General features: G+C 53.8%; 19 protein-coding genes. 4 read left to right on the top strand and 15 right to left on the bottom strand.

Annotation, left to right across the window (positions count from 1 at the left end; all coding sequences use genetic code 11):
- Nucleotides 1-9: 9 nt before the first annotated feature.
- Nucleotides 10-831 (top strand): Sir2 family NAD+-dependent deacetylase, encoded by an 822-nt coding sequence (gene cobB, locus GYRE_RS21135; RefSeq protein ID WP_038258171.1) that lies wholly within the window; start codon nt 10-12, stop codon nt 829-831.
- Nucleotides 832-863: 32 nt separating this feature from the next.
- Here the strand turns inward: cobB and potD are convergent, their stop codons facing one another.
- The 6 genes from potD to potA all read right to left on the bottom strand — a co-directional run bounded on the left by potD (nt 864) and on the right by potA (nt 8299).
- A complete protein-coding gene (gene potD, locus GYRE_RS21130) occupies nt 864-1910 on the bottom strand; it encodes a spermidine/putrescine ABC transporter substrate-binding protein PotD (RefSeq protein ID WP_038258168.1) in 1047 nt (348 codons plus the stop codon).
- The gene (gene potC / locus GYRE_RS21125; protein ID WP_006819516.1) at nt 1907-2692 is read right to left on the bottom strand and encodes a spermidine/putrescine ABC transporter permease PotC; all 786 of its coding nucleotides are present in this window, start codon (nt 2690-2692) and stop codon (nt 1907-1909) included. Before potC ends, potD begins: the two co-directional genes overlap by 4 nt.
- A 288-nt stretch (nt 2693-2980) precedes the next feature.
- Entirely contained in the window at nt 2981-4612 is a 1632-nt protein-coding gene (locus GYRE_RS21120) for a dipeptidase (protein ID WP_248782266.1), read from the bottom strand.
- Nucleotides 4613-4679: 67 nt separating this feature from the next.
- Nucleotides 4680-6050: a phosphatidylserine decarboxylase family protein gene (locus GYRE_RS21115; RefSeq protein ID WP_038258163.1), complete on the bottom strand. Its 1371-nt coding sequence runs from the start codon at nt 6048-6050 to the stop codon at nt 4680-4682.
- Nucleotides 6051-6315: 265 nt separating this feature from the next.
- Nucleotides 6316-7179: a spermidine/putrescine ABC transporter permease PotB gene (gene potB, locus GYRE_RS21110; protein ID WP_006819520.1), complete on the bottom strand. Its 864-nt coding sequence runs from the start codon at nt 7177-7179 to the stop codon at nt 6316-6318.
- Nucleotides 7163-8299, bottom strand: a complete 1137-nt coding sequence (potA, locus tag GYRE_RS21105; protein ID WP_038258160.1) for a spermidine/putrescine ABC transporter ATP-binding protein PotA — start codon at nt 8297-8299, stop codon at nt 7163-7165. Before potA ends, potB begins: the two co-directional genes overlap by 17 nt.
- Nucleotides 8300-8547: 248 nt before the next feature.
- On the opposite strand from potA, the gene pepT reads away from it, so the two are divergent.
- Together pepT and GYRE_RS21095 are read left to right on the top strand one after the other, a co-directional pair.
- Nucleotides 8548-9771, top strand: coding sequence for a peptidase T (gene pepT, locus GYRE_RS21100; RefSeq protein ID WP_006819524.1), 1224 nt, complete (start codon nt 8548-8550; stop codon nt 9769-9771).
- A gap of 99 nt (nt 9772-9870) precedes the next feature.
- A complete protein-coding gene (locus GYRE_RS21095; RefSeq protein WP_038258187.1) occupies nt 9871-10362 on the top strand; it encodes an REP-associated tyrosine transposase in 492 nt (163 codons plus the stop codon).
- A 108-nt stretch (nt 10363-10470) separates the two neighbouring features.
- Here GYRE_RS21095 and GYRE_RS21090 read toward each other — a convergent pair whose 3' ends face one another.
- The 8 genes from GYRE_RS21090 to rluE form a co-directional block, all read right to left on the bottom strand.
- Nucleotides 10471-11592, bottom strand: a complete 1122-nt coding sequence (locus tag GYRE_RS21090; RefSeq protein ID WP_006819526.1) for a ribosomal protein uL16 3-hydroxylase — start codon at nt 11590-11592, stop codon at nt 10471-10473.
- Between the two features lie 77 nt (nt 11593-11669).
- Entirely contained in the window at nt 11670-13139 is a 1470-nt protein-coding gene (phoQ, locus tag GYRE_RS21085; RefSeq protein WP_006819527.1) for a two-component system sensor histidine kinase PhoQ, read from the bottom strand.
- The gene (gene phoP, locus GYRE_RS21080) at nt 13139-13810 is read right to left on the bottom strand and encodes a two-component system response regulator PhoP (RefSeq protein WP_006819528.1); all 672 of its coding nucleotides are present in this window, start codon (nt 13808-13810) and stop codon (nt 13139-13141) included. The genes phoQ and phoP overlap by 1 nt, the downstream gene beginning before the upstream one ends.
- A 121-nt stretch (nt 13811-13931) precedes the next feature.
- A complete protein-coding gene (purB, locus tag GYRE_RS21075) occupies nt 13932-15302 on the bottom strand; it encodes an adenylosuccinate lyase (protein ID WP_006819529.1) in 1371 nt (456 codons plus the stop codon).
- A 3-nt stretch (nt 15303-15305) separates the two neighbouring features.
- Nucleotides 15306-15947 carry a high frequency lysogenization protein HflD gene (hflD, locus tag GYRE_RS21070; RefSeq protein WP_006819530.1) on the bottom strand — a complete coding sequence of 214 codons (642 nt, stop codon included), beginning with the start codon at nt 15945-15947 and terminating at the stop codon, nt 15306-15308.
- A gap of 32 nt (nt 15948-15979) precedes the next feature.
- A complete protein-coding gene (mnmA, locus tag GYRE_RS21065) occupies nt 15980-17089 on the bottom strand; it encodes a tRNA 2-thiouridine(34) synthase MnmA (protein WP_006819531.1) in 1110 nt (369 codons plus the stop codon).
- A 40-nt stretch (nt 17090-17129) separates the two neighbouring features.
- Entirely contained in the window at nt 17130-17603 is a 474-nt protein-coding gene (locus GYRE_RS21060; protein ID WP_006819532.1) for an NUDIX hydrolase, read from the bottom strand.
- Nucleotides 17604-17616: 13 nt separating this feature from the next.
- Nucleotides 17617-18264 (bottom strand): 23S rRNA pseudouridine(2457) synthase RluE, encoded by a 648-nt coding sequence (rluE, locus tag GYRE_RS21055; RefSeq protein WP_006819533.1) that lies wholly within the window; start codon nt 18262-18264, stop codon nt 17617-17619.
- Nucleotides 18265-18422: 158 nt separating this feature from the next.
- Here rluE and icd point away from each other — a divergent pair, with 158 nt between their 5' ends.
- Nucleotides 18423-19673, top strand: a complete 1251-nt coding sequence (icd, locus tag GYRE_RS21050) for an NADP-dependent isocitrate dehydrogenase (RefSeq protein WP_038258153.1) — start codon at nt 18423-18425, stop codon at nt 19671-19673.
- A 1193-nt stretch (nt 19674-20866) separates the two neighbouring features.
- On the opposite strand, the gene GYRE_RS24330 is transcribed toward icd, so the two are convergent.
- Entirely contained in the window at nt 20867-21907 is a 1041-nt protein-coding gene (locus GYRE_RS24330; protein WP_051861012.1) for an HNH endonuclease, read from the bottom strand.
- Between the last annotated feature and the right edge of the window lie 104 nt (nt 21908-22011).

The following is a 22011-nucleotide window of genomic DNA, read 5'->3' as shown; positions in this document are numbered from 1 at the left end:
GGGGTTGTTATGCAGTCGCGCCGTTTACATCGACTCACTCGCTTTCGCCTTAACAAACGTCGGCTGCGCGATCGCCTGCGTCAGCGGATTTTCTTCAGAGACAGCATGGTACCGGAAGCAGTAGAGAAACCGAGAGTGGTGGTCCTGACCGGTGCCGGAATTTCGGCGGAGTCAGGCATTCGTACCTTTCGGGCGGCAGACGGCCTGTGGGAAGAACATCGGGTTGAGGATGTCGCTACCCCCGAAGGATTTGCGCGCGATCCGGCGCTGGTGCAGGCGTTTTACAACGCACGCCGCGCAGAGCTCCAGCAGCCAGAGATAGTGCCTAATGCGGCTCATCAGGCGCTGGCGCGTCTGGAAGCGGCGCTGGGCTCCCGTTTCTTGCTGATCACCCAGAACATCGATAATCTGCACGAACGGGCAGGGAACCAGCATATTATTCATATGCACGGGGAACTGCTGAAGGTGCGCTGTTCCTGGAGCGGTCAGGTGCTGGAATGGACGGGCGACGTCACGGCGGAAGACAAATGCCATTGCTGCCAGTTTCCGGCACCGCTGCGTCCGCACGTGGTGTGGTTTGGCGAGATGCCGCTGGGGATGGATGACATCTACAGCGCGCTGGCAATGGCGGATGTGTTTATCGCCATCGGCACCTCGGGGCACGTGTATCCGGCGGCCGGGTTTGTTCATGAGGCAAAACTGCACGGGGCGCATACGGTTGAACTCAACCTTGAGCCAAGCCAGGTGGGCAGCGAGTTCGAAGAAAAGCACTATGGACTGGCAAGCCAGGTCGTACCGGAGTTTGTTGATAAACTTCTGAAAGGCTTATGATAAAAAACGGAGCCCGCAGGCTCCGTTTTTTATTACCGACCGGCTTTCAGCTTCTGGTAATACTCTTCATAAAGACGGCTGGCATCGCCGACGTCGTCCTGCCATTCACCTTTCTTAACGGTGTCCGCATCCGGATACAGTGACTTGTCGTTGGCAACCTGCGGGCTCAGGAGCTTGCGCGCTTCCAGGTTCGGCGTTGGGTAGCCAATGGTTTCTGCTACCTGTTTTGCCACTTCCGGGCGCAGCAGGAAGTTAATCAGCTTCAGGGCACCATCAACGTTCTTCGCGTTGGCCGGGATAGCGAGGCTATCCATCCAGAAGATGCCACCTTCTTTCGGCCAGACGATCTCCAGCGGTGTGCCGGCCTGACGGGCCACAAACGCAGAACCGTTCCACACCATCCCCAGATTTACTTCCCCTTCCATATACGGGTTAGCCGGGTTATCAGAGTTGAACGCCGCCACGTTTGGCATCAGTTTTTTCAACTCGTTATACGCTGCTTCAATCTCTTTCGGGTCAGTCGTATTGCCGGAGTAACCGAGCTTACGCAGCGCCATCTGGAACACTTCACGGGCGTCGTCGGTCAGCAGCAGGCTACCTTTGTATTCCGGCTTCCACAGATCAGCCCAGCTGGTAACGGTCTTCGGGTCAATCGCATCGCTGTTGACGCCAATCGCCGTCGCACCCCAGATGTAAGGGATCGAGTAGTCGTTGTTAGGATCGAACGACTTGTTCAGCATTGCGGGATCGAGGTTATGGAAGTTGGTCAACTTCGTTTTATCGATCTGCTGCAGCATGCCTTCTTTGCGCATTTTGGCGACGTAGTAGGTGGACGGAACCACCAGATCGTAGGCGCCTTCTTTATAGGTTTTGAGTTTGGCATACATGGTTTCATTCGACTCGTAGGTCGAATAAATGACCTTAATGCCGGTCTCTTTGGTGAACTGCTCCAGCAATCCAGGCGGTACATACTCCGTCCAGTTGTAGAAGTAGAGCGTTTTGCTGTCGTCCGCGTGCGCTGCGTTCATGCCGAAGGCAAGAGCACCCGCCGCGAGCAGGTGGCGTGACCATTTTTTCATTTTAACGTCCCCTGAGTTTTATCACGTGCAATAAGCTGGCTGAGGATAACCATCACCAGCGATAACACCAACAGAATAGTCGCCAGCGCGTTCACCTCAGGCGAGACGCCGACTTTCACCATCGAGTAAATCTTCAATGGCAGAATTTCATAACCCGGGCCGGTGACGAACGAGGAGACCACCACGTCGTCCATCGACAGGGTAAAGCTCAGTAACCATCCGGCGGCAACGGCGGGCATTGCCAGCGGCAGAATAATTTTACGCAGGATAGTGAGCTCGCTGGCGCCTAAATCCTTCGCCGCTTCCAGCATACGCACGTCAAAACCTTTCAGGCGAGAGTACACGGTAACTACCACAAACGGCAGGCAGAAGGTGATATGCGAGAACAGCAGCGACCAGAAGCCGAGCTGTACACCCAGCAGCATAAACAGCACCAGCAGAGAGATTGCCATGACGATGTCCGGGGACATCATCACCACAAACAGCATGCCGCTGACGAACGGTTTACCGCGAAAACGGTAGCGATACAGCGCCACGGCGGTGAGTGAACCAATCAGCGTGGCGAAAGTGGCCGAGAACACCGCCATGGTCAGCGAGTGCTGTGCCGCCTGTAGCAGACTGTCGTTGTTCATCAGCAGGCTGTACCACTGGGTGGAAAATCCCTGCCAGTTGATACCAAAACGCGAGCTGTTAAAGGAGTTAACGATCAGAATGATGATCGGGATATACAGGTAGGCGTAAATGGCAGTCATGAAGCTGCCGCGAAGCAGGCGACCGATCATGCCAGTACCGCCTGGTAGCGAAGCTGAGAATTCAGTTTTAGAGTGCTGAAATACTTCAATTTTTTGCTTTTCTCCAAAATATCTCCAAAACTTTTCACCACACGGAAAACAAAGAAAATCCGCCGTTGATGTTCAGGCCGCGCATTTTACAACAAAATGCCGGGTGAACGGGACCAAAAATCCCATTTTTACAAGCGGAATATCCTCTGACCCTCCTGGAGAAGTCGATGTCGCACATAAGAAAAAGACGCCAGAAGGCGCCTTTTTTCACGTTTACCGCCTCACAACCTACTCATTGTTCCTGAAATGCATAGCGTAGCTGACCGGTCCCTGGGCATAGTTGGTTTTCCCTAGCCAGTCTGATGAGTAACCGACAGCCACCGGCGCCGGGTTCTGCGGTTTTTCCGGCGTGCCGTTAACGTAACCGTCGGAATACTTGGCGATTAATCGGTCGGCAAGCTGCCACCACTGCGTGACCACGTTACCTGCTTCTGCAGCGGCCAGGCGGGTTAAACCGTTCACATCAAGCTTCCCGGATGCCGCGTCGGCGTCCCAGGCAGCAAGTACCGCTTCACCCTGGGCCTCAAGCTGTTGTTGAAGAGGGCGAATATCCACCTTGCACATCCGTTGGTAGTTGAGTCGCGCCCAGTTGGCGACAAAGTCGAACGCCCACCAGGCAACGTCCCGGCTGAAAACCTGCGGGTCCCCGGTCTGATAGCTTTTCGGCAAATCAGTCATTTTGGCCGGAAAAGGGGTAAAGCAGGTGGTATAAGCTACGTCCGGGCCAAACCAGCAGACACCTTTTGTCAAATCCGGCGCCGTGGGGCGGACTTCGCACACTGAAATATATCCCTGATAGAAGATAGAGATGGCGCGCTCCCAGGCGCCATACAGAACTTCGCTGGAGATATTATTCTGCGCGCCGTCGTAAGGGCCAATAAAGCGGTTCGGATCGCCATAGGGCCCGGCGGCAATGCCCTGCGTCAGGTCAAACTCGGTACCTTCATAGTGATCGCGATAGAGACTGAAAATATCGTGCCGCGAAAGCGGTCGGGAGGGAGGAATAGAGAACGGATAGTCGGTGGTGTAGCCTTTCCCGTTGACCCATGGGCTGAGTGCCAGATCCGGATTTACCTGATCGAATACCCGCCACACGCGCCGCAGTGAGTAATAGGGGTGAGAATACTCCCCCTCGCTCACCGTGGGCAGCCAGTCGAGAGGACCGTCGGCAGGTTTCCACCAGCCGATTTTTTCCACCCCCGGCTCCAGTAATGGCGACCATAGCTGATCGGGATTGCCCTTCTCCAGTACCCGAATGCGAAATTCGTTGGCGGCGACGAACACCTCGCCGTCGGGGACGCGCTGTGCGGCCCAGGCAGAGTGATATTTTTCGTCCGGAAGCGCACACATTTCAAAGACCCAGGCCTCGTTTTCATCCCCCACCAGCAGCGTTTCTCCGGTGGAGAAATAGCCGTATTCGTCAATAAGGCTGCCCATCAGCTCAACGGCCTCTCGCGCACGGGTGCAGCGCTCCAGCGCAATGCGCGACAGTTCGGCGCTGTAAAACAGGCGGCACTGCTTCCCTTCCCGGGAAGCCTCCTCCTGGGAGACGTGGTTCGGCTGGAATTTCGCGCCGTTGGTGCATTCACCAAACATCAGGTTGTGCTCGTTCATCACCCCGTAGCTACCGTCATAATAGGCCCAGGTATGCGCGACCTGCGGGATCAGACCAATGAGCGGCGTTTCAGGATAGCCAGGCAGTGCATAATTTGGCCCTCTGGCATAACTCACCAGTCGCGGGTAAGGGTCAGCGCTGCCGTCGACCACGCCGCGTTCTGCCCCCGGCGGATGGTCCTGTGCTGGCACATAGATAAGCCTCTGGTCAGACAGCTCGTTGTCATCGGAATGCGTAACGCGCATAGCGCCATCCGCACAGGCGCTCCGGGTAAAGATCATGGTTGTACACATGCGGTTGCCCCATTTTCGCTCAGCGTGAATACCAGACGCCAATCTGCGCGCCAATGTTGGTGACAATACTGCCGGTACCTGCGCTGCTGGTGGGCAGAACCGGGCGCTGCGGGAAGTGCTGGCCCTGGTCGTTCATAAACACCAGCTGCTTGTTGGGAAGGTTCTGGTAGATGATGGCGAAGGAGGAACCGCCGTAGTTGAACATGCCCATTTCCTGGCCTTTTTTCACCTTCGCGCCTTGCTTCATCGCCGGGTCAAACGCGATGGTTGAGACTTCGCTCATGCCGAGCGGAATGCAGCAGACGTAGCCGTAGTCGGGGGTTTTGAAGACGATAATCCCGCGCGCGTTGACCTCGCAGAGATAGGGGAGCGAGGCCGTGGTTGCGCCGCCAAAATCTGGCAGCACCAGCTTGTTGAAGAACGCCCCCGGAACAGCAATCGGATCGAAGAGAACTTCACCGTTCACCGGCACCCACCAGCGGTGGAAGTTATAGGGGTTGAGGTAGGTCTGGAAGATGTACCCGCCGGTAAACATATCCACCAGGCCATATTTGTCGATAACCGCCTGCTGCTTCGGATCGGCTGAGCTCAGAATATCCTTCAGGGAGTAGTTCATGTCCTTGAACCAGAAGGTATCGTTTTTAGCTACATTCCAGTCCCAACGGAAGAGTGAGCCATCGTTGGGGCAATTGACTATCTGGTTAGAGGATGGGGCAGCAACCGGTCGTGCTTGAGCCGGATCTTTAAACTGCCGGGTGAAGAAAGAGTTCCACGAGGTCCAGTAGGGGAGCTTCTCGCTGTCTTTTTTCCACAAATCGAACTGGTACATTTTTTTGGCATCGGGTGAGAGCCACTGCTGGCCGTCCACGCTGAAACCAGCACCAGACGCCGGCGTACCCAGATATTTGTGCCATTCATTGAGTACGGCCCGCATTTTGGCATTAAATTGCGGCAAACCAAACAGCGCGGAGCCTGAAAGCGTTGGATCAATACCGACGGTAAAGGCGGAAAATGGCAGACCAACCAGATCGTTATTAATAAAGCGCGGCCACCAGGTGAGCAGCGTATTACAGACGGCGGCGAAGTATTCCGCATCCGAAATACGTGGCAGCGGTACACCATCAGTATCCAGCCCCTGCGTATTGAGCATTGTAAGATTCTGCCGACAAGCGTCCTGCATGAGCCAGGTGGCAATAGGATCGTTTTTCAGAAAATTAAGTAAATCCTGCACCACCGGAGAGAAACCTCCTGTGGCACTGGCAATGCGCTCAGCTATTTGTTCATGGAAGGCCTGCCAGGCGTTACTTTCACGGGATGGTAGCCAGCCGGTACGCAGGCTGCTGGGATAGGGCAGAACTTCGAACTGATCGTAGGTTTGATGTTTTTTCACGGCTTACCTCCGGGATAAATCAGATGATTTTGGAAACAAGCACAGCTGGTGTAGGACGGCAGAGAATATCCGCCATTGATGAGTATTATTCCGCCTTGATTAATTATCCATCAGGCAAAAATGTTTATTTTGTAAGCAGGTTAAGGGATATATTCTTGTGGGATATATTGATTGTATAACAGGGGATTAAATTATTTTCTTTGCCCCATTGGTAAGCAAGGCTAAATATTAATTTAGCCTTGCTTATTATATCGACTGGGATAATTTAGCTATCTATTTCGGACACCTTTTTATTCAGTAGACGAGATGCGCGCCAGTACACCAGCAGCATTAATCCCATCACCACCGTCAGCGTAATGCTGGTGGCGGCACCGAACGGCCAGTCGCGGATATTGAGGAACTGACTCTTAATCACGTTACCGATAAGCAGGTTTTTCGCACCGCCCATCAGATCCGAGACGTAGAACAGCCCCATCGCCGGCAGCATCACCAGCAGACAGCCCGCGACAATGCCCGGCATGGTCAGTGGAATGATGATGCGGATAAATGTCTGCATTTTATTGGCACCGAGATCCCGCGCGGCTTCCAGCAGCGGTTTATCCAGCTTCTCAATACTGGAGTACAGCGGCATCACCATAAACGGCAGCAGGATATAGACCAGGCCAATAATGACGGCCCCGGGGGTGTACATAATACGTATCGGTGTATCAATAACCCCAAGCCAGAGCAGAAACTCATTCAGGTACCCTTTGGTACTGAGGAATATCTTCAGACCGTAGATACGAATAAGTGAGTTGGTCCAGAAAGGAACAATTAGCAAAAACAGCAGCAGCGGACGCACCTTTTTCGGCAGGCGGGCCAGGAACCAGGCAAACGGATAGCCCAGCAGCAGACAGGCGAGGGTAGCGATCACCGCCATGTTCAGGGAATGCAGCAGCACCTGAAAATAGAGCGGATCCATCAGACGCGCATAGTTATCAAGTGTAAACACCATCTTGACGAAGCTTGCGTCATCGCGGGTCAGGAAACTGGTGACGATGATCATCAGGTTGGGCAGAAAGACGAACAGCACCAGCCAGGCGACAATGGTGGCAATCACCACCTTTTGAAATTTACTGGTGTTCTTCATCGGCCAGCACAACCTCCCAGCTTTCGACCCATTTGATGGCCATTTTCTGGTCCAGAGAGTGGTCAAAGTCAGGGTCGTCTTCGTTGAAGAACTCACTGACCATCACCATCTTGCCGTTTTCAAGCTCTACCACCGACTCAAGAGTCATGCCCTTGTAGTTACGTTCGCGCACATAGCCGACCAGCCCTTCAAAAGGCTTATCGTCGTTGATTTCATCTACGCGCAAATCTTCCGGGCGCAGCAGTACGTTCAGCGTCTGGCCTGGCTGAACCGCGAAGTCGACGTAGATATTACCTTCACGACCTTCGACGTTAGCGCGAACCCGCTTCTCGTCGATGCGTTCAATCACCGTGGCGGTAAAAATATTGATCTCACCAATGAAGCTTGCCACGAACAGGTTCTTCGGCTCTTCATAGATTTCGCGCGGCGTTCCGTCCTGCTCAATGCGACCATCACGCATTACCACGATGCGATCCGACATGGTTAACGCTTCTTCCTGATCGTGGGTAACGAACACGAAAGTAATGCCGAGCTTACGTTGCAGCGCTTTAAGTTCGTTCTGCATCTGCTTACGCAGTTTGTAATCGAGGGCCGAGAGGGATTCATCGAGCAGCAGCAGGCGCGGCTTATTGACGACGGCGCGGGCGATGGCGACACGCTGCTGTTGGCCGCCGGAGAGCTGGTGCGGCTTGCGCTGAGCAAACTCTTCGAGCTGAACCATTCGCAGCGCGTCGTTCACGCGGGGTGTCAGCTCCGCTTCCGGCGTTTTCTGCATCCGCAGGCCGAAGGCGACGTTTTCAAAGACCGTCATATGAGGGAACAGCGCGTAGCTCTGAAACACGGTATTGACATGCCGGTCTTCAGCGGGGACATCGGTGATGTCATGGTCTTCAAGATGGATCCGGCCAGTGTCGACGTTTTCCAGTCCGGCAATCAGGCGAAGAACGGTGGTTTTACCGCAGCCAGAAGGGCCAAGCAGGGTGAGGAACTCACCATTTTTGATGGTCAAATTGAGATCGGAGATGACCGTCTTACCATCAAAGCTTTTGCTTATCCCCGCCAGTTGCACCAACGGTGAAAGCGAACGCGGTTGTGTATTCAATTTTTTACTCTGTCCCATGTAAACGCAGCGGAACGCGACCGGTGCGGGGTTTGTGGTTGACCACCTTGGTGAATCTTAATGAGGGCGGACATTCTACGGCAAACCGCTGCAATCGCCAATCCTTGTTACGTATTGATAAGCTACCTTTATTTCAGCAGGTCGGGGGGTGAAAAAAAATGGGTATCTGCGGGGTAAAAGTGACCTGACGCAATATTTGTGTTTTCGTGCTTCCTGATAATGTTTGCACAATTAGTGGGGGTGACTACATGGATAAATTACTTGAGCGTTTTTTGCACTATGTTTCTCTGGATACGCAGTCGAAGCCTGGCGTCCGTCAGGTACCGAGCACCGAGGGGCAGTGGAAACTGTTACGTTTGCTCAAAGAACAGCTTGAAGAGATGGGGCTGGTTAACGTCACTCTGAGCGAAAAAGGGACCGTGATGGGGACTCTGCCGGCCAATACGGCAGGCAATATCCCGGCCATCGGATTCATTTCGCACGTGGATACCGCACCCGATTTCAGCGGTAAAAACGTCAATCCGCAGATTGTGGAAAACTATCGTGGGGGAGATATCGCCCTCGGTATCGGTGATGAAGTACTGTCACCGGTGATGTTCCCGGTTCTGCATCAGCTGCTGGGCCAGACGCTCATCACCACCGACGGTAAAACGCTGCTCGGCGCTGATGATAAAGCCGGCGTGGCTGAGATAATGACCGCGCTTGCCACCCTGAAAGAGAAAAACATCCCACACGGTGATATCCGCGTGGCGTTTACGCCCGATGAAGAAGTGGGAAAAGGGGCGAAGCACTTTGACGTTGCCGCCTTTGGCGCGAAGTGGGCCTATACCGTCGACGGCGGCGGCGTGGGTGAGCTTGAGTATGAGAACTTCAACGCGGCATCAGTGACCATCAAAATCGTGGGTAACAATGTGCACCCAGGTACTGCCAAAGGGGTAATGGTGAACGCGCTGACGCTTGCCAGCCGTATTCATGCCGAAATCCCGGCCGATGAGACGCCGGAAACCACCGAAGGCTACGAGGGTTTCTACCACCTGGCGAACATGAAGGGCACCGTCGATCGCGCTGAAATGCACTACATCATTCGTGACTTCGACCGTAAAAAGTTTGAAGCCCGTAAGCGCAAGATGATGGAGATTGCGAAGAAGGTAGGTAAAGGTCTGCACCCGGATTGCTACATCGAGCTGGTTATCGAAGACAGCTATTACAACATGCGTGAGAAGGTGATGGAGCATCCGCATATCCTGGAAATCGCCCGTAAGGCGATGCAGGATTGCGACATCGAGCCGCAGTTGAAGCCGATTCGCGGCGGCACTGACGGCGCGCAGCTCTCCTTCATGGGCCTGCCGTGCCCGAATCTGTTTACCGGTGGCTACAACTATCATGGCAAGCATGAGTTCGTCACGCTCGAAGGGATGGAGAAAGCGGTGCAGGTTATTGTGCGTATCGCGCAGCTAACGGCGAAGGGATAAGTTGTTCGCCTGTGCCGGATGCGCTGCGCTTATCCGGCCTACAAAACGGTAGGCCCGGTAAGCGCAGCACACCGGGCAGAACAGCAAAGGATCTGCCTCGTGTCTGACTATCGTCGTTCTTACATTAACGGTGGAACCTGGTTTTTCACCGTCAACCTGAAAAACCGTCAAACCGAATTGCTGACCCACAACATCCAGACCCTACGGCTTTGCGTCAAAACTGTGATGCAACGGATGCCGTTCACCATTGATGCCTGGGTTGTTCTGCCTGAACATATGCACTGTATCTGGACGCTGCCGCCAACTGAAAGTGATTACTCAGGTCGTTGGCGCGAAATTAAAAAGTCGTTTACCCGTTCGTTGGGCGTCGGTGGGCTCTGGCAACCGCGGTTCTGGGAGCATACCATTTGTGATGAGACCGATTACCGTCGTCACATGGATTACACCTACTTTAACCCGGTCAAACATGGTTGGGTGCAACGTGTACAAGATTGGCCTTTTTCCAGTTTTCATCGTGATGTCCGGTCCGGATTGTACCAGCGGGACTGGGGTGGGGATGTTATTGAGATGAATGCTGGCGAGCGGTGGTAACGAACGACATAACTCCGTAGGCCTGATAAGCGTAGCGCATCAGGCAACACTGCCGGGTAGGACTACGCCTTACCCGGCCTACGATCCTTTTGCATGATTTTTTAGAACTTAGTCCTCGAAGAACCAGTACCCGCTGTTGACCAGCGCGGCCAGCATCGCGAGGAACGGTGCGTCTTCAAGCGCAGCGCCGAAGTGCTCATGAGTCAGCACGATATGGCTGGCGAGCGCGGCGAGGGCCGGACGGTGCGGGGAGTCAACCTTCTCGCCGTTGACGTACACCTCTTCACCAATACGCACGACGCGCAGGCCACCCAGACGAACCAGTTTATCGCCCTGTTGCAGCGCATCGTAGATTTCATCCGGCTGATACGGCGGCTCCGGCGGAGAGATGTCCAGCTCGTGGCGAGACTGGGTGATAAACTCGCCAAGCCACTGGTCAAAGTGCTCCGGCTGATTCATCAGATCAACCATCATCGCCCGCAGACGGTCACGCTCGACGGGCAGAATATCGGCCGGATGCTCGCGGGAGGGGACGTCGGGATCGGTATAACGCAGGCTACCCAGTTCGCGCTGCAGCACATAATCGGCAAAGCCGCTGATGAGTTCACGCCCGTTTGGCGCACGGAAACCCACCGAGTAGTTCAGCGAGTTTTCCAGCGAATAGCCTTCGTGCGGGAAGCCTGGCGGAATATAGAGGATATCGCCTGGTTCCATCTCTTCGTCGATGATGGCATCAAACGGGTCTACCTGCAGGAGGTCCGGATGCGGGCAGTGCTGCTTCATTGGGATCTTTTCACCTACGCGCCAGCGACGGCGGCCGGTACCCTGAATAATAAACACGTCATACTGATCGAGGTGCGGGCCAACGCCGCCGCCGGGGACGGAGAAGGAGATCATCAGATCGTCCATGCGCCAGTCCGGCAGCGCGCGGAACGGGCGCATCAGCGCGGCCGTGGGTTCGTGCCAGTTGTTCACCGCCTGGACCAGCAGCGACCAGTTGTTTTCGCCAAGATGATCGTAGCTGTCGAACGGCCCATGGCTGACCTGCCATTTACCGTCGAGGTGGCTGACCAGCCGACTGTCGACTTCGTTTTCCATTGCCAGCCCGGCAAGCTCGTCAGGGCTGATAGGGTCGACGAAATTATTGATGCCCCGTTTCAACACGACCGGGCGTTTTTGCCAGTAGCGTTCGATGAATTCGGGCCAGTTAAGTGTGAGATGGTAGTCCATAGTATTTCTCGCAGGCAGGTTCTACACGGATTATAACGGAATCCGTTTGATAACGATGCAGTCCCGGCGAATTTCTCTCAGGACGCACCGTCTTTGCTGTCAACCTGTTGACGCCCGAAAATCACCTCCATTCGGGCGCCGCCAAGCAGGCTGTCTCCGGCGAGTATTTTCCCTTCATACTGATCGACAATTTCGCGGGCGACGGAGAGGCCAACGCCTTGCCCTGGACGCAGAGTATCCGCCCGCTGACCGCGATCGAACACCAGTCTGCGTTTACTTTGTGGGATCCCTGGGCCATCGTCTTCAACGATGATATGCAGATGTTCATCGGTCTGGCGGGCGGAAACCTCGACGAACTCAAGGCAGTACTTACAGGCGTTATCGAGTACGTTACCCATCACTTCCATGAAGTCGTTCTGCTCACCGACAAAGCTAATCTCAGGCGAAATATCGAGAGAGATGTTCACCCCTTTACGCTGATAAACCTTGTTCAGCGCGGAGGTCAGGTTATCGAGCAGCGAGGCAACCGGGTGCAGTTCCCGGCTCAGCAGTGCACTGCCGCCGCGCATGCTGGCGCGATGGAGATAGTAGCCAATCTGCTGCGAAATACGGCTAATTTGCTCAAGCATAATCGGCTCGGCGTCGGTCACGCTGAGCTTCTCGCTGCGCATAGAGCGCAGCGTGCTTTGCAGCACCGCCAGCGGTGTTTTCAGGCTGTGCGTCAGGTCGGTGAGGGTGGTGCGATATTTGTCGTAGCGCTCGCGCTCGCTTTTCAGCAGGCGGTTCAGGTTACGCACCAGGCTCGTCAGCTCGCGGGTGGTTTCCGGGTTGAGCTGTTCGCGGTGATGCTCTTCCAGCTCGCGGACTTCGCCCGCCAGCGATTCGATAGGGCGCAGACTCCACCAGGCGGCTACCCACAGGAGCGGAATAACCAGCAGTAAATTGGCGGCGAGCACATAGATAAACCAGCTCCACACCATGTACGAGCGTTTAAGCTCGACGGGAATGGTATCGACCACCACGATGGTCAGATCCGGCATATTGCCCCTGGCGGGGTAAATATTGACCGCCACCGAGTGGGTCATCTCGGAGTCTTCGTTGTCGGCACGAAACTCACTCAACCGCTGCTGAACCTTGTGATCGTTACGCATCAGCATGCTACTGGAGTCCATATCGGCTTCAATTTCGTGGAAGCCATTCTCGTTGAGCCAGTCGGGACGAATACGCTGCGTCAGCCACGGCACATCGCGCTGTTGCCAGAGCAGTTTCCCCTGATGGTTATAGATGAGCGCCATCGTCGGGCTTTGCTGGTTCAGGCCCTCCGGCATTTCGACGCTGATTTTCCCGTTCTCTGATTTGGCAAGGGTGTAGAACAGGTTGCTCTCTCCGCGCAGCAGGCGGAAGGTGGTTTTATCGAAGCTGACGCTGTAGCCCACCAGGGCGACTACGCCATAGGCCAGCGACAGCACCAGGACAACGGCGGCGGTGGCGAGTAAAAAGCGGATCCGTAGCGAGAGCGGCAGGAAGTGCCGGGTAATTCTTTTCATCAGCGAAGTTCGAATAAGTAGCCCTGACCGCGGACTGTCGTGATCACGTCATGCGGATACTGTGCCTGAATTTTTTTACGCAGGCGTCCCATCAGCACATCAATCGTATGACTCTCACGCAGCTCTGCATCCGGATACAGCTGCAGCATCAGCGAGTCTTTGCTGACCACTTTGCCGCTGTTGCGGATAAGCGTTTCCATGATGGTGTATTCAAACGCGGTAAGCTTAATTACTTCATCGCTGATGGAGAGCTCGCGGCGCGAAAGATCCACCTGGAACGGTGGCATCGAGATAACCTGAGAGGCCAGGCCGCTGTTACGGCGCATCAGCGCCTGCATTCGGGCAGCAACTTCTTCAATATGGAACGGTTTAGTCACGTAGTCGTCAGCGCCTGCACTCAGCACTTCAACCTTATCCTGCCAGCCTTCACGCGCGGTCAGCACCAGTACCGGCAGTGAAATGTCATGGCTGCGCCAACGACGGATAAGCGAAAGACCGTCTTCATCGGGTAAGCCGAGGTCAACCAGCGCGATATCAGGAACATGCTCGCCCAGATAATAATCTGCTTCCCTGGCATCCTCTGCCGCATCGACCTGATGCCCCATTTCCTGGAGCTGTACTTTCAGGTGATGACGTAACAGAGCATTATCTTCAACAACGAGTACGCGCATAGTCTGTTCCTCACTACATTATGATGAGACTAGTTTAACGCTCATTATGGGATTTCGGAGATAAACATTTATTAAACCGGGGGAAAACCTCTCTGCGCGGGCGCAGAGAGGGGAGGGAAGCTTACTTCAAATCGTCAACCATCTGAATAGCACGGCCCAGGTAGTTAGCCGGGGTCATCGCCTTCAGACGGGTTTTTTCTTCTTCCGGCAGCGCCAGGCTGTCGATGAACTGCTTCATGCCTTCGGCATCCACGCGCTTGCCGCGGGTCAGTTCTTTCAGTTTTTCATACGGCTTCTCAATGCCGTAGCGGCGCATCACGGTCTGAATTGGTTCAGCCAGGACTTCCCAGTTGCTGTCGAGTTCTGCCAGCAGACGATCGCGGTTCACTTCGAGCTTACTTACGCCTTTCAGGGTGGATTGATACGCGATGAGCGCATAGCCAATACCCACGCCGAGGTTACGCAGCACGGTGGAGTCGGTCAGGTCACGCTGCCAGCGGGAGACCGGCAGTTTGCTCGCCAGGTGCTGCAGCACAGCGTTAGCCAGGCCCAGGTTGCCTTCGGAGTTTTCGAAGTCAATCGGGTTCACTTTATGCGGCATGGTGGAGGAGCCGATTTCGCCCGCCACGGTTTTTTGCTTGAAGTGGTTCAGCGCCACGTAGCCCCAGACGTCACGATCGAAATCGATGAGGATGGTGTTGAAACGGGCGATGCAGTCGAACAGCTCGGCGATATAGTCGTGCGGCTCAATCTGAGTGGTGTACGGGTTCCACTGAATACCGAGAGAAGATACAAACTCTTCGCTGAACTGGTGCCAGTCAACTTCCGGGTACGCGGCGATGTGGGCGTTGTAGTTACCTACGGCACCGTTGATTTTGCCGAGGATCTCCACCTGGTTCAGCTGACGGTACTGACGCTCCATACGGTATGCGACGTTCGCCATCTCTTTACCCATGGTGGATGGGGTTGCCGGCTGGCCGTGGGTACGGGAGAGCAGCGGGATATCACGGTACTGCACCGCGAGATCTTTCACCGCGTCGATGAGCTTGCGCCAGTATGGCAGCACCACTTCATCGCGGGCGGTTTTCAGCATCAGCGCGTGGGAGAGGTTGTTGATGTCTTCGGAGGTGCAGGCGAAGTGGATGAATTCAGACACCGCGTGCAGTTCCGGGATCGCTGCCACTTTCTCTTTCAGGAAGTACTCAACCGCTTTCACGTCGTGGTTGGTGGTGCGCTCGATGGTCTTAATGCGAGCGGCATCTTCTTCATTAAAGTTGGCGACGATAGTATCGAGGTAACCGTTTGCGTCGGCAGCAAAAGCAGGAACTTCCTTGATCGCTGCGTGCGCGGCCAGTTTTTGCAGCCAGCGTACTTCAACCTGTACACGGAATTTCAGCAAACCGTATTCGCTGAAGATCCCGCGCAGCGCGCTGACTTTATCGCCGTAGCGTCCATCGACAGGGGAAACGGCGGTCAGTGAGGATAATTCCATAAATCACAACTCCGGGGTTAAATGAGCGAGAATGTGTTTGGCCTGGGTGGTCAGGCGACTACGAGAGAACATCAGTTGCAGGCGGCCACCGCCAACCTGCTGCCACAGTACGGCGGCGCGAATGCCTGCCAGCAGTGCAGCACGAACTTTGGCCTGAACCTGAGGACTTTGCAGTACCGCAGGGGAGCCGGTAACCTGAATACGCGGACCAAGCGGGCTGATGACGTCGACGTAAATGCCCGCCATGGCGCTCAGCAGCGTTTCAGATTGTAAATCAAAATGGTCGAGCTGGCGCTGTAGCCCACCGATGCGGTTACCGAGGGTATCCATCGCGCCTTTCGCGGCGGCAAGTTTACGCTCCAGCACCATCATGCTTAGGGTATAACGTGTGAGTTCGGCGTTCAGTCCCTGGCGGCTGCTGGCGTTCAGCACGGCGAGCAGGGTTTCCAGACCCAGGCGCAGGTTGGCTTCGCTGCCGCCAAACACGCCGAGGGTGGAAGAAGGGTTCAGATCGATGACGCTGTTCAGCGAAACGTGCAGGGCATCGCTGTCGCAATGCCCCTGATGCGCGAGCTGTTGTACGAGTCGGGCGGACTGGCAGATCCCGGCCAGCGCCAGCGTGATGTCATAATAATTTTTGGCCACGCAAACTCCTTAGCTCGTGTGCAATAAACGCATTAAACCGGCAGCGGCAAACGTTGTTCAATAATACCGCCGCCAAGGCAGACTTCACCGCTGTAAAAGACCGCAGACTGACCCGGCGTTACCGCCGCAACCGGCTCGTCGAAGCGTACTTCGATACGCTCATCGTCAATGGCGGTGACGGTGCACGGAATATCGGTCTGGCGGTAGCGGGTTTTCACGGTGCAGCGCAGTGTGCCGGTCAGCGGCTCGCGGTTGACCCAGTGCAGCTGTTGGGCAATCAGTCCTACGGACATCAGACGCGGATGCTCGTGACCCTGGGCAACGATAAGGATGTTGTTTTCAACGTCCTTATCGACCACGTACCACGGATCTTCGCTACCTTCTTTGGTGCCACCGATGCCGAGCCCTTTACGCTGACCGAGGGTGTGGTACATCAGGCCCTGGTGCTGGCCAATCTCTTCACCATCAACGGTCAGGATTTTACCCGGCTGCGCCGGCAGGTAGCGGCCAAGGAATTCACGGAATTTACGCTCACCGATGAAGCAGATACCGGTAGAATCTTTTTTCTTCGCGGTGATGAGGTCGAGCGCTTCGGCGATTTTACGGACCTCAGGTTTTTCCAGCTCACCCACCGGGAACAGGCTCTGGGCAATCTGCTCATGGCTCAGGGTGTATAGGAAATAGCTCTGGTCTTTGTTGCCATCAAGGCCTCGCAGCAGCTGGCTTTTGCCGTCGACATCGGCGCGGCGCACGTAGTGGCCGGTGGCGATGTAGTCGGCACCCAGATCTTCTGCGGCAAATTCCAGGAAGGCTTTAAATTTGATTTCTTTGTTGCACAGAATATCCGGGTTTGGCGTGCGTCCGGCTTTATATTCCGCAAGGAACAGCTCGAACACGTTATCCCAGTATTCTGCAGCAAAGTTGACGGTGTGCAGTTCAATGCCGAGCTTATCGCAAACGGCCTGAGCGTCGGCCAGATCCGCCGCTGCGGTGCAGTATTCCTCGCCGTCATCTTCCTCCCAGTTCTTCATGAACAGGCCCTCCACCTTATAGCCCTGTTGTTGTAACAGGTAGGCGGAAACGGAGGAATCGACACCGCCGGACATGCCGACGATTACTTTTTTCTGGCTGTTATCTGACATGGAATACTCACGACATTAAACTTTAAGGCGGCGTATTCTATCACGCAGTCCCGGGCTTGACACCCTCTGTGAATGGCCAGTTAAATTCACCGACAAGCGACAGCGGGTGCCGCTCGCCGCTCTGCCAGCAGCGAATACTTTCGGCAACCAGCGCGGAACGCAGGTTTTTGGCGTTCAGGATCTCCTCCGCGGTGAGCCACAGGCAGCGGTCGATATCGCTGTCGTGCGGTTCAGTCGCGCACGTTTCGTTAAGATCGATGGCAAACAGAAAGCGCAGAAAGGGCGTGTGATCGGGTGCCAGCCACTGGTGCATACGAATAAAATGCTGCGGCGTAGCGCGGATCCCGGTCTCTTCCCACAGTTCGCGACTGGCGGCCTGCAGCAGGGTTTCGTCCGCCTCCAGGTGCCCGGCAGGCTGGTTCCACAGCGCTTTGCCGTTAATGGTCTCCTCCACCACGAGGAATTTGCCTTCGGCGTGAACCACGCAGGCAACGGTAACGTGCGGCTTGAACATTCTGGCTCCTTAGTCAGGCATCCCGCCATTCACCGTTGGCGAGATTATCAAGGGTATAACCGCCCATTGCGTAACGAATGAGGCGCAGCGTTGGAAGACCAACGTGTGCCGTCATGCGTCTGACCTGACGGTTACGGCCCTCATAAAGGGTGATTTTTAACCAACCGGTGGGAATGGATTTACGCTCGCGAATAGGCGGGTTGCGCGGCCATAGCCATTCGGGCTCCGCTACTGCCTCAACCCCAGCAGGCAGGGTGGGGCCATCGTTCAGCGTCACGCCGTTACGCAGCGCCGCTATCGCCTCAGCGCTGGGTTCACCTTCCACCTGCACGTAGTAAATTTTCCCCGTGCGCTTGCCCGGCTGGGTGAGCTGTGCCTGCAGTGCGCCATCGTTGGTTAACACCAGCAGGCCTTCACTATCACGGTCCAGGCGACCGGCCGCATACACCCCCTGAACGGGGATAAAATCCTTCAGCGTGCTGCGTCCTGCTTCATCGGTAAACTGCGGCAGCACATCGTAGGGTTTATTGAACAGAATAACGCGACGGGGCTGGGTTGGTTTACGCGCTTTGGTGTTTTGTCGTGAGCTGAATCGCTCAACCCGGTGATTTCTATTAGAAGTTTTCTGCATGGTATTTTCAGACGTTGTCAATTGCCGCATTATAGCCTAATTACGAATGCCTTTCATGGCGGTCAACATTCAGGTAGTATTGACCCGCTCATTACAAATCATTAACAAAAAATTATATTGCTCAAACTGATTCGCGCCCGCAGTGTGGAAAGGAAGAGCAAACCCAGAAGCGCTCGAAGGAGAGGTTAATGGAAAGCAAAGTAGTAGTTCCGGCGGAAGGCCAAAAGATCACCCTGCAAAACGGCAAACTGAACGTCCCTCACAACCCGATTATCCCGTTCATTGAAGGCGATGGTATCGGCGTTGACGTTACCCCCCCGATGCTGAAAGTGGTTGATGCCGCTGTTGAAAAAGCCTACAAAGGTGAGCGTAAAATTTCCTGGATGGAAATTTACACCGGTGAGAAATCCACCCACGTTTACGGCCAGGACGTCTGGCTGCCTGCTGAAACGCTCGATCTGATTCGTGAATATCGTGTTGCCATCAAAGGCCCTCTGACCACTCCGGTCGGCGGCGGCATTCGTTCCCTGAACGTTGCCCTGCGTCAGGAGCTGGATCTGTACGTCTGCCTGCGTCCGGTACGTTACTACGACGGTACTCCGAGCCCGGTTAAACACCCGGAGCTGACCGACATGGTTATCTTCCGCGAAAACTCTGAAGACATCTACGCCGGTATCGAATGGAAAGCTGACTCCGCTGATGCAGAAAAAGTCATCAAGTTCCTGCGCGAAGAGATGGGCGTGAAGAAAATCCGCTTCCCGGAACATTGCGGCATCGGCATCAAGCCGTGTTCAGAAGAAGGTACCAAACGCCTGGTACGCGCGGCTATCCAGTACGCTATCGACAACAACCGTGATTCTGTAACCCTGGTACACAAGGGTAACATCATGAAGTTCACCGAAGGTGCGTTCAAAGACTGGGGCTATGAACTGGCCCGTACCGAATTCGGTGGCGAGTTGATTGACGGCGGTCCGTGGCAGAAAGTGAAGAACCCGAAAACCGGCAAAGAGATCATCATCAAAGACGTTATCGCTGATGCCTTCCTGCAGCAGATCCTGCTGCGTCCGGCTGAATACGACGTTATCGCCTGTATGAACCTTAACGGTGACTACATCTCTGACGCCCTGGCGGCGCAGGTTGGCGGTATCGGTATCGCTCCGGGTGCCAACATCGGTGACGAATGCGCACTGTTCGAAGCCACCCACGGGACTGCACCGAAGTACGCAGGCCAGGATAAAGTGAACCCGGGTTCCGTTATCCTCTCTGCTGAAATGATGCTGCGTCACATGGGCTGGACCGAAGCGGCCGATTTAATTGTTAAAGGCATGAGCGGTGCCATCAACGCGAAAACCGTGACCTACGATTTCGAACGTCTGATGGAAGGTGCTAAGTTGCTGAAATGTTCAGAGTTTGGCGATGCGATCATTGCCAATATGTAATCTGGATATTTGTTAAATCCATTAACGGGAGTGTAACGCTCCCGTTGTTTTTGGATAGCCTGCTAACGGTTATCAAAATTTTATCAAAATAATTTATCAAAACCTCTTCTAAAACGTTCCAGTAAAACCCGGTCAGACTTGTTCTGGAGTTGTTCTATCTTTATGTGCGACAGTCTTCAACAAGCACAATTTATCCCTACTGGCCCCATGCTTGTCGAGTTGACTTTTCTCTAAGGTTAAATACAACCATTCGTGTCCATAAAGGTCTCGTGAGTCGCTTTTGGGGGGAATGTTCTTCTCGTGAGTTAAGAGGTTTCACTTCCGGTTCTTACTACCGTGGAACCTTTTGCGTAGTGTGTATAAGGTCACGTGAATGATAGCGTGCTTGCACCAAATTTGTTGGGCGGGAATCTGGCTTCTGCTTCACGGAGGATGCTCCTCGCAAACACATCCATTAATAGATATATCCTCACGCTGTTATTGAGGACATTACTAACATCGCGATGTATTAATCAGCGGGGAGTAGGTTACGGGTTATTTCAAACATCATTACAATAAAGCCCGCTATGAGCAATTATTCGGGGGGAGGGGGGCAGTCGAGATGTTTCTGCATTTTCATCCAGAATGTCTCCTGACAACGATTATAAAATTGTTTTTTTAGAGGGTGGATTAAATATCCACCATCGTGTACGACCTCATAGCTGATCCAGCACTCACAGCATATGTCGTCGGACTGGAAGGTATCTGACTCCGTCTTACATAAAATCTTTACACCATTGTTAAATTCGTAAATGGTTTGGCACTCTTCAATTATGTTGTCCCCATCAATACTCTCTTCAATATTTTCCGTCTTTTTAACTGTAAAAACTGTTGAGGGAAGTGCGTGAATATTGCAAAGGTAGGTATAAAGTCGGTGCATGCAATTCAATCCAAAATGTGTTTAGCGCGTGGTGAACAGCCCGAACAAGACTAACAAAACAGAGGGCTCTGTGCTACGGAATTGGTATTCTTTGTTTATGCCTATGTTCACTGTTGGCTCGACAGGGACCTCTTGAAAAATCGCAAGGTCTGCTAAGAGCGAGAAGCGGAAGTTCGCAATTGTTCTCACACCTGGTTAAGACATTACTAACATCACGCCGTATGTCAATCAACGGGGAGCAGGTCAAACTTGCTTTCGAGCATTCAATATAACATCATAATTTATTTACAAAAAGCGCACGATGATAGGCGAGATGAGCCTTAAGTGGGCGATCCATTCGTGCCTCCGGCAATCTCATTAATTTACCCTGTAAATGACCGTACTCACTGTTTAGTAACCCAGGGTCGAGGCTAACCCTAAAGTTCTGCTCTATCCAAAGCAGCCCTTTGTCAAATAGCGTGTGTATATCGGTCCTGAGAAGTATTCCGTGCATGGCCTTACAATGCTGGGCACCTGAATAAGGAATTATATGAGCGGCCTCAAGTAATTCAGCGATCGCACAGTCGGTAACTGCACATGCTCGATTGTAGGCATCCAGTAGTCTTTTCCTAAAGATAGGCTGACCTTCACGATCCACAATTTCCCTCAGCACTCTTGCACGCATATCCTCCAGTTTTAACTCAGGACAATCAGTACATTCATGCAAAATCCTTAACCTCTCTAGGAAAGTAGGTTTTACAATCTCTACTGGCGTTTTTCCGTCATCGCCAATATCCCAGACACCGTGTATGTTTGGATCATAAAGAACATAGCGGGTCGCCCTCCCTTTTCCGGTGCGGAAGAGCTTGTCCATATAATGCCCCTGATCGCTAACCATGCTGGTACGGGATGCACGATATCGTGCACGCTGATTATCATTGACGGTGAGCGCCTGGAATTGTGATCGAATTTCATTCAACTTTAGCGGGGCGTTGCTAAAATCAAGCCATTCAATGACCTGTGGAATCGAAACTTCCCCCAGTTGTGTAACGGCATAAACAACTCGGCGTAGCTGTGGCTCTAAAAATTCCGCGGGTATAATATTAAGGCAACTATCTGCTTTCTCCGTGCTTTCAAAATCGTGGTACAGCTTCCATTCAATTCTCTGTCTTCCATAAGTACTTAGACCTGCCCTCTCGGGTTCCCGTAGCTTCATCTCCTGCAAGAGTTCCTGTCTTTCAGGAACGCGGCCTAAACGCTCATACAGCTCATCACAGCAATCCCATATTGCTCTCACCAGGGGACCGTTTGGATATCCTTTCTGCCTCATACTCATCGTATAAACCTGTATGATCTGATAAAAGCCAGTTGTTATTAACCTTTCTACTCAGAGTGAAAAGTTGCGATAGAGTTGAAAGGACTATGATATTAGATTCGAAA

This window comes from Yokenella regensburgei ATCC 49455 (assembly GCF_000735455.1).
GTDB lineage: Bacteria > Pseudomonadota > Gammaproteobacteria > Enterobacterales > Enterobacteriaceae > Yokenella > Yokenella regensburgei.
Note: the sequence above shows the minus strand (reverse complement) of the source record. Positions and strands in the feature narration are given on the sequence as shown.

Coding starts and splice junctions, on each gene's coding strand:
- pepT (WP_006819524.1), top strand. CDS start 8,548: ATGGATAAATTACTTGAGCGTTTTTTGCACTATGTTTCTCTGGATACG.
- potD (WP_038258168.1), bottom strand. CDS start 1,910: ATGAAAAAATGGTCACGCCACCTGCTCGCGGCGGGTGCTCTTGCCTTC.
- purB (WP_006819529.1), bottom strand. CDS start 15,302: ATGGAATTATCCTCACTGACCGCCGTTTCCCCTGTCGATGGACGCTAC.
- potC (WP_006819516.1), bottom strand. CDS start 2,692: ATGATCGGTCGCCTGCTTCGCGGCAGCTTCATGACTGCCATTTACGCC.
- GYRE_RS21060 (WP_006819532.1), bottom strand. CDS start 17,603: ATGTTCAAGCCGCACGTTACCGTTGCCTGCGTGGTTCACGCCGAAGGC.
- potB (WP_006819520.1), bottom strand. CDS start 7,179: ATGAAGAACACCAGTAAATTTCAAAAGGTGGTGATTGCCACCATTGTC.
- GYRE_RS21120 (WP_248782266.1), bottom strand. CDS start 4,612: ATGCGCGTTACGCATTCCGATGACAACGAGCTGTCTGACCAGAGGCTT.
- GYRE_RS24330 (WP_051861012.1), bottom strand. CDS start 21,907: ATGAGTATGAGGCAGAAAGGATATCCAAACGGTCCCCTGGTGAGAGCA.
- icd (WP_038258153.1), top strand. CDS start 18,423: ATGGAAAGCAAAGTAGTAGTTCCGGCGGAAGGCCAAAAGATCACCCTG.
- phoP (WP_006819528.1), bottom strand. CDS start 13,810: ATGCGCGTACTCGTTGTTGAAGATAATGCTCTGTTACGTCATCACCTG.
- GYRE_RS21090 (WP_006819526.1), bottom strand. CDS start 11,592: ATGGACTACCATCTCACACTTAACTGGCCCGAATTCATCGAACGCTAC.
- cobB (WP_038258171.1), top strand. CDS start 10: ATGCAGTCGCGCCGTTTACATCGACTCACTCGCTTTCGCCTTAACAAA.
- phoQ (WP_006819527.1), bottom strand. CDS start 13,139: ATGAAAAGAATTACCCGGCACTTCCTGCCGCTCTCGCTACGGATCCGC.
- mnmA (WP_006819531.1), bottom strand. CDS start 17,089: ATGTCAGATAACAGCCAGAAAAAAGTAATCGTCGGCATGTCCGGCGGT.
- potA (WP_038258160.1), bottom strand. CDS start 8,299: ATGGGACAGAGTAAAAAATTGAATACACAACCGCGTTCGCTTTCACCG.
- rluE (WP_006819533.1), bottom strand. CDS start 18,264: ATGCGGCAATTGACAACGTCTGAAAATACCATGCAGAAAACTTCTAAT.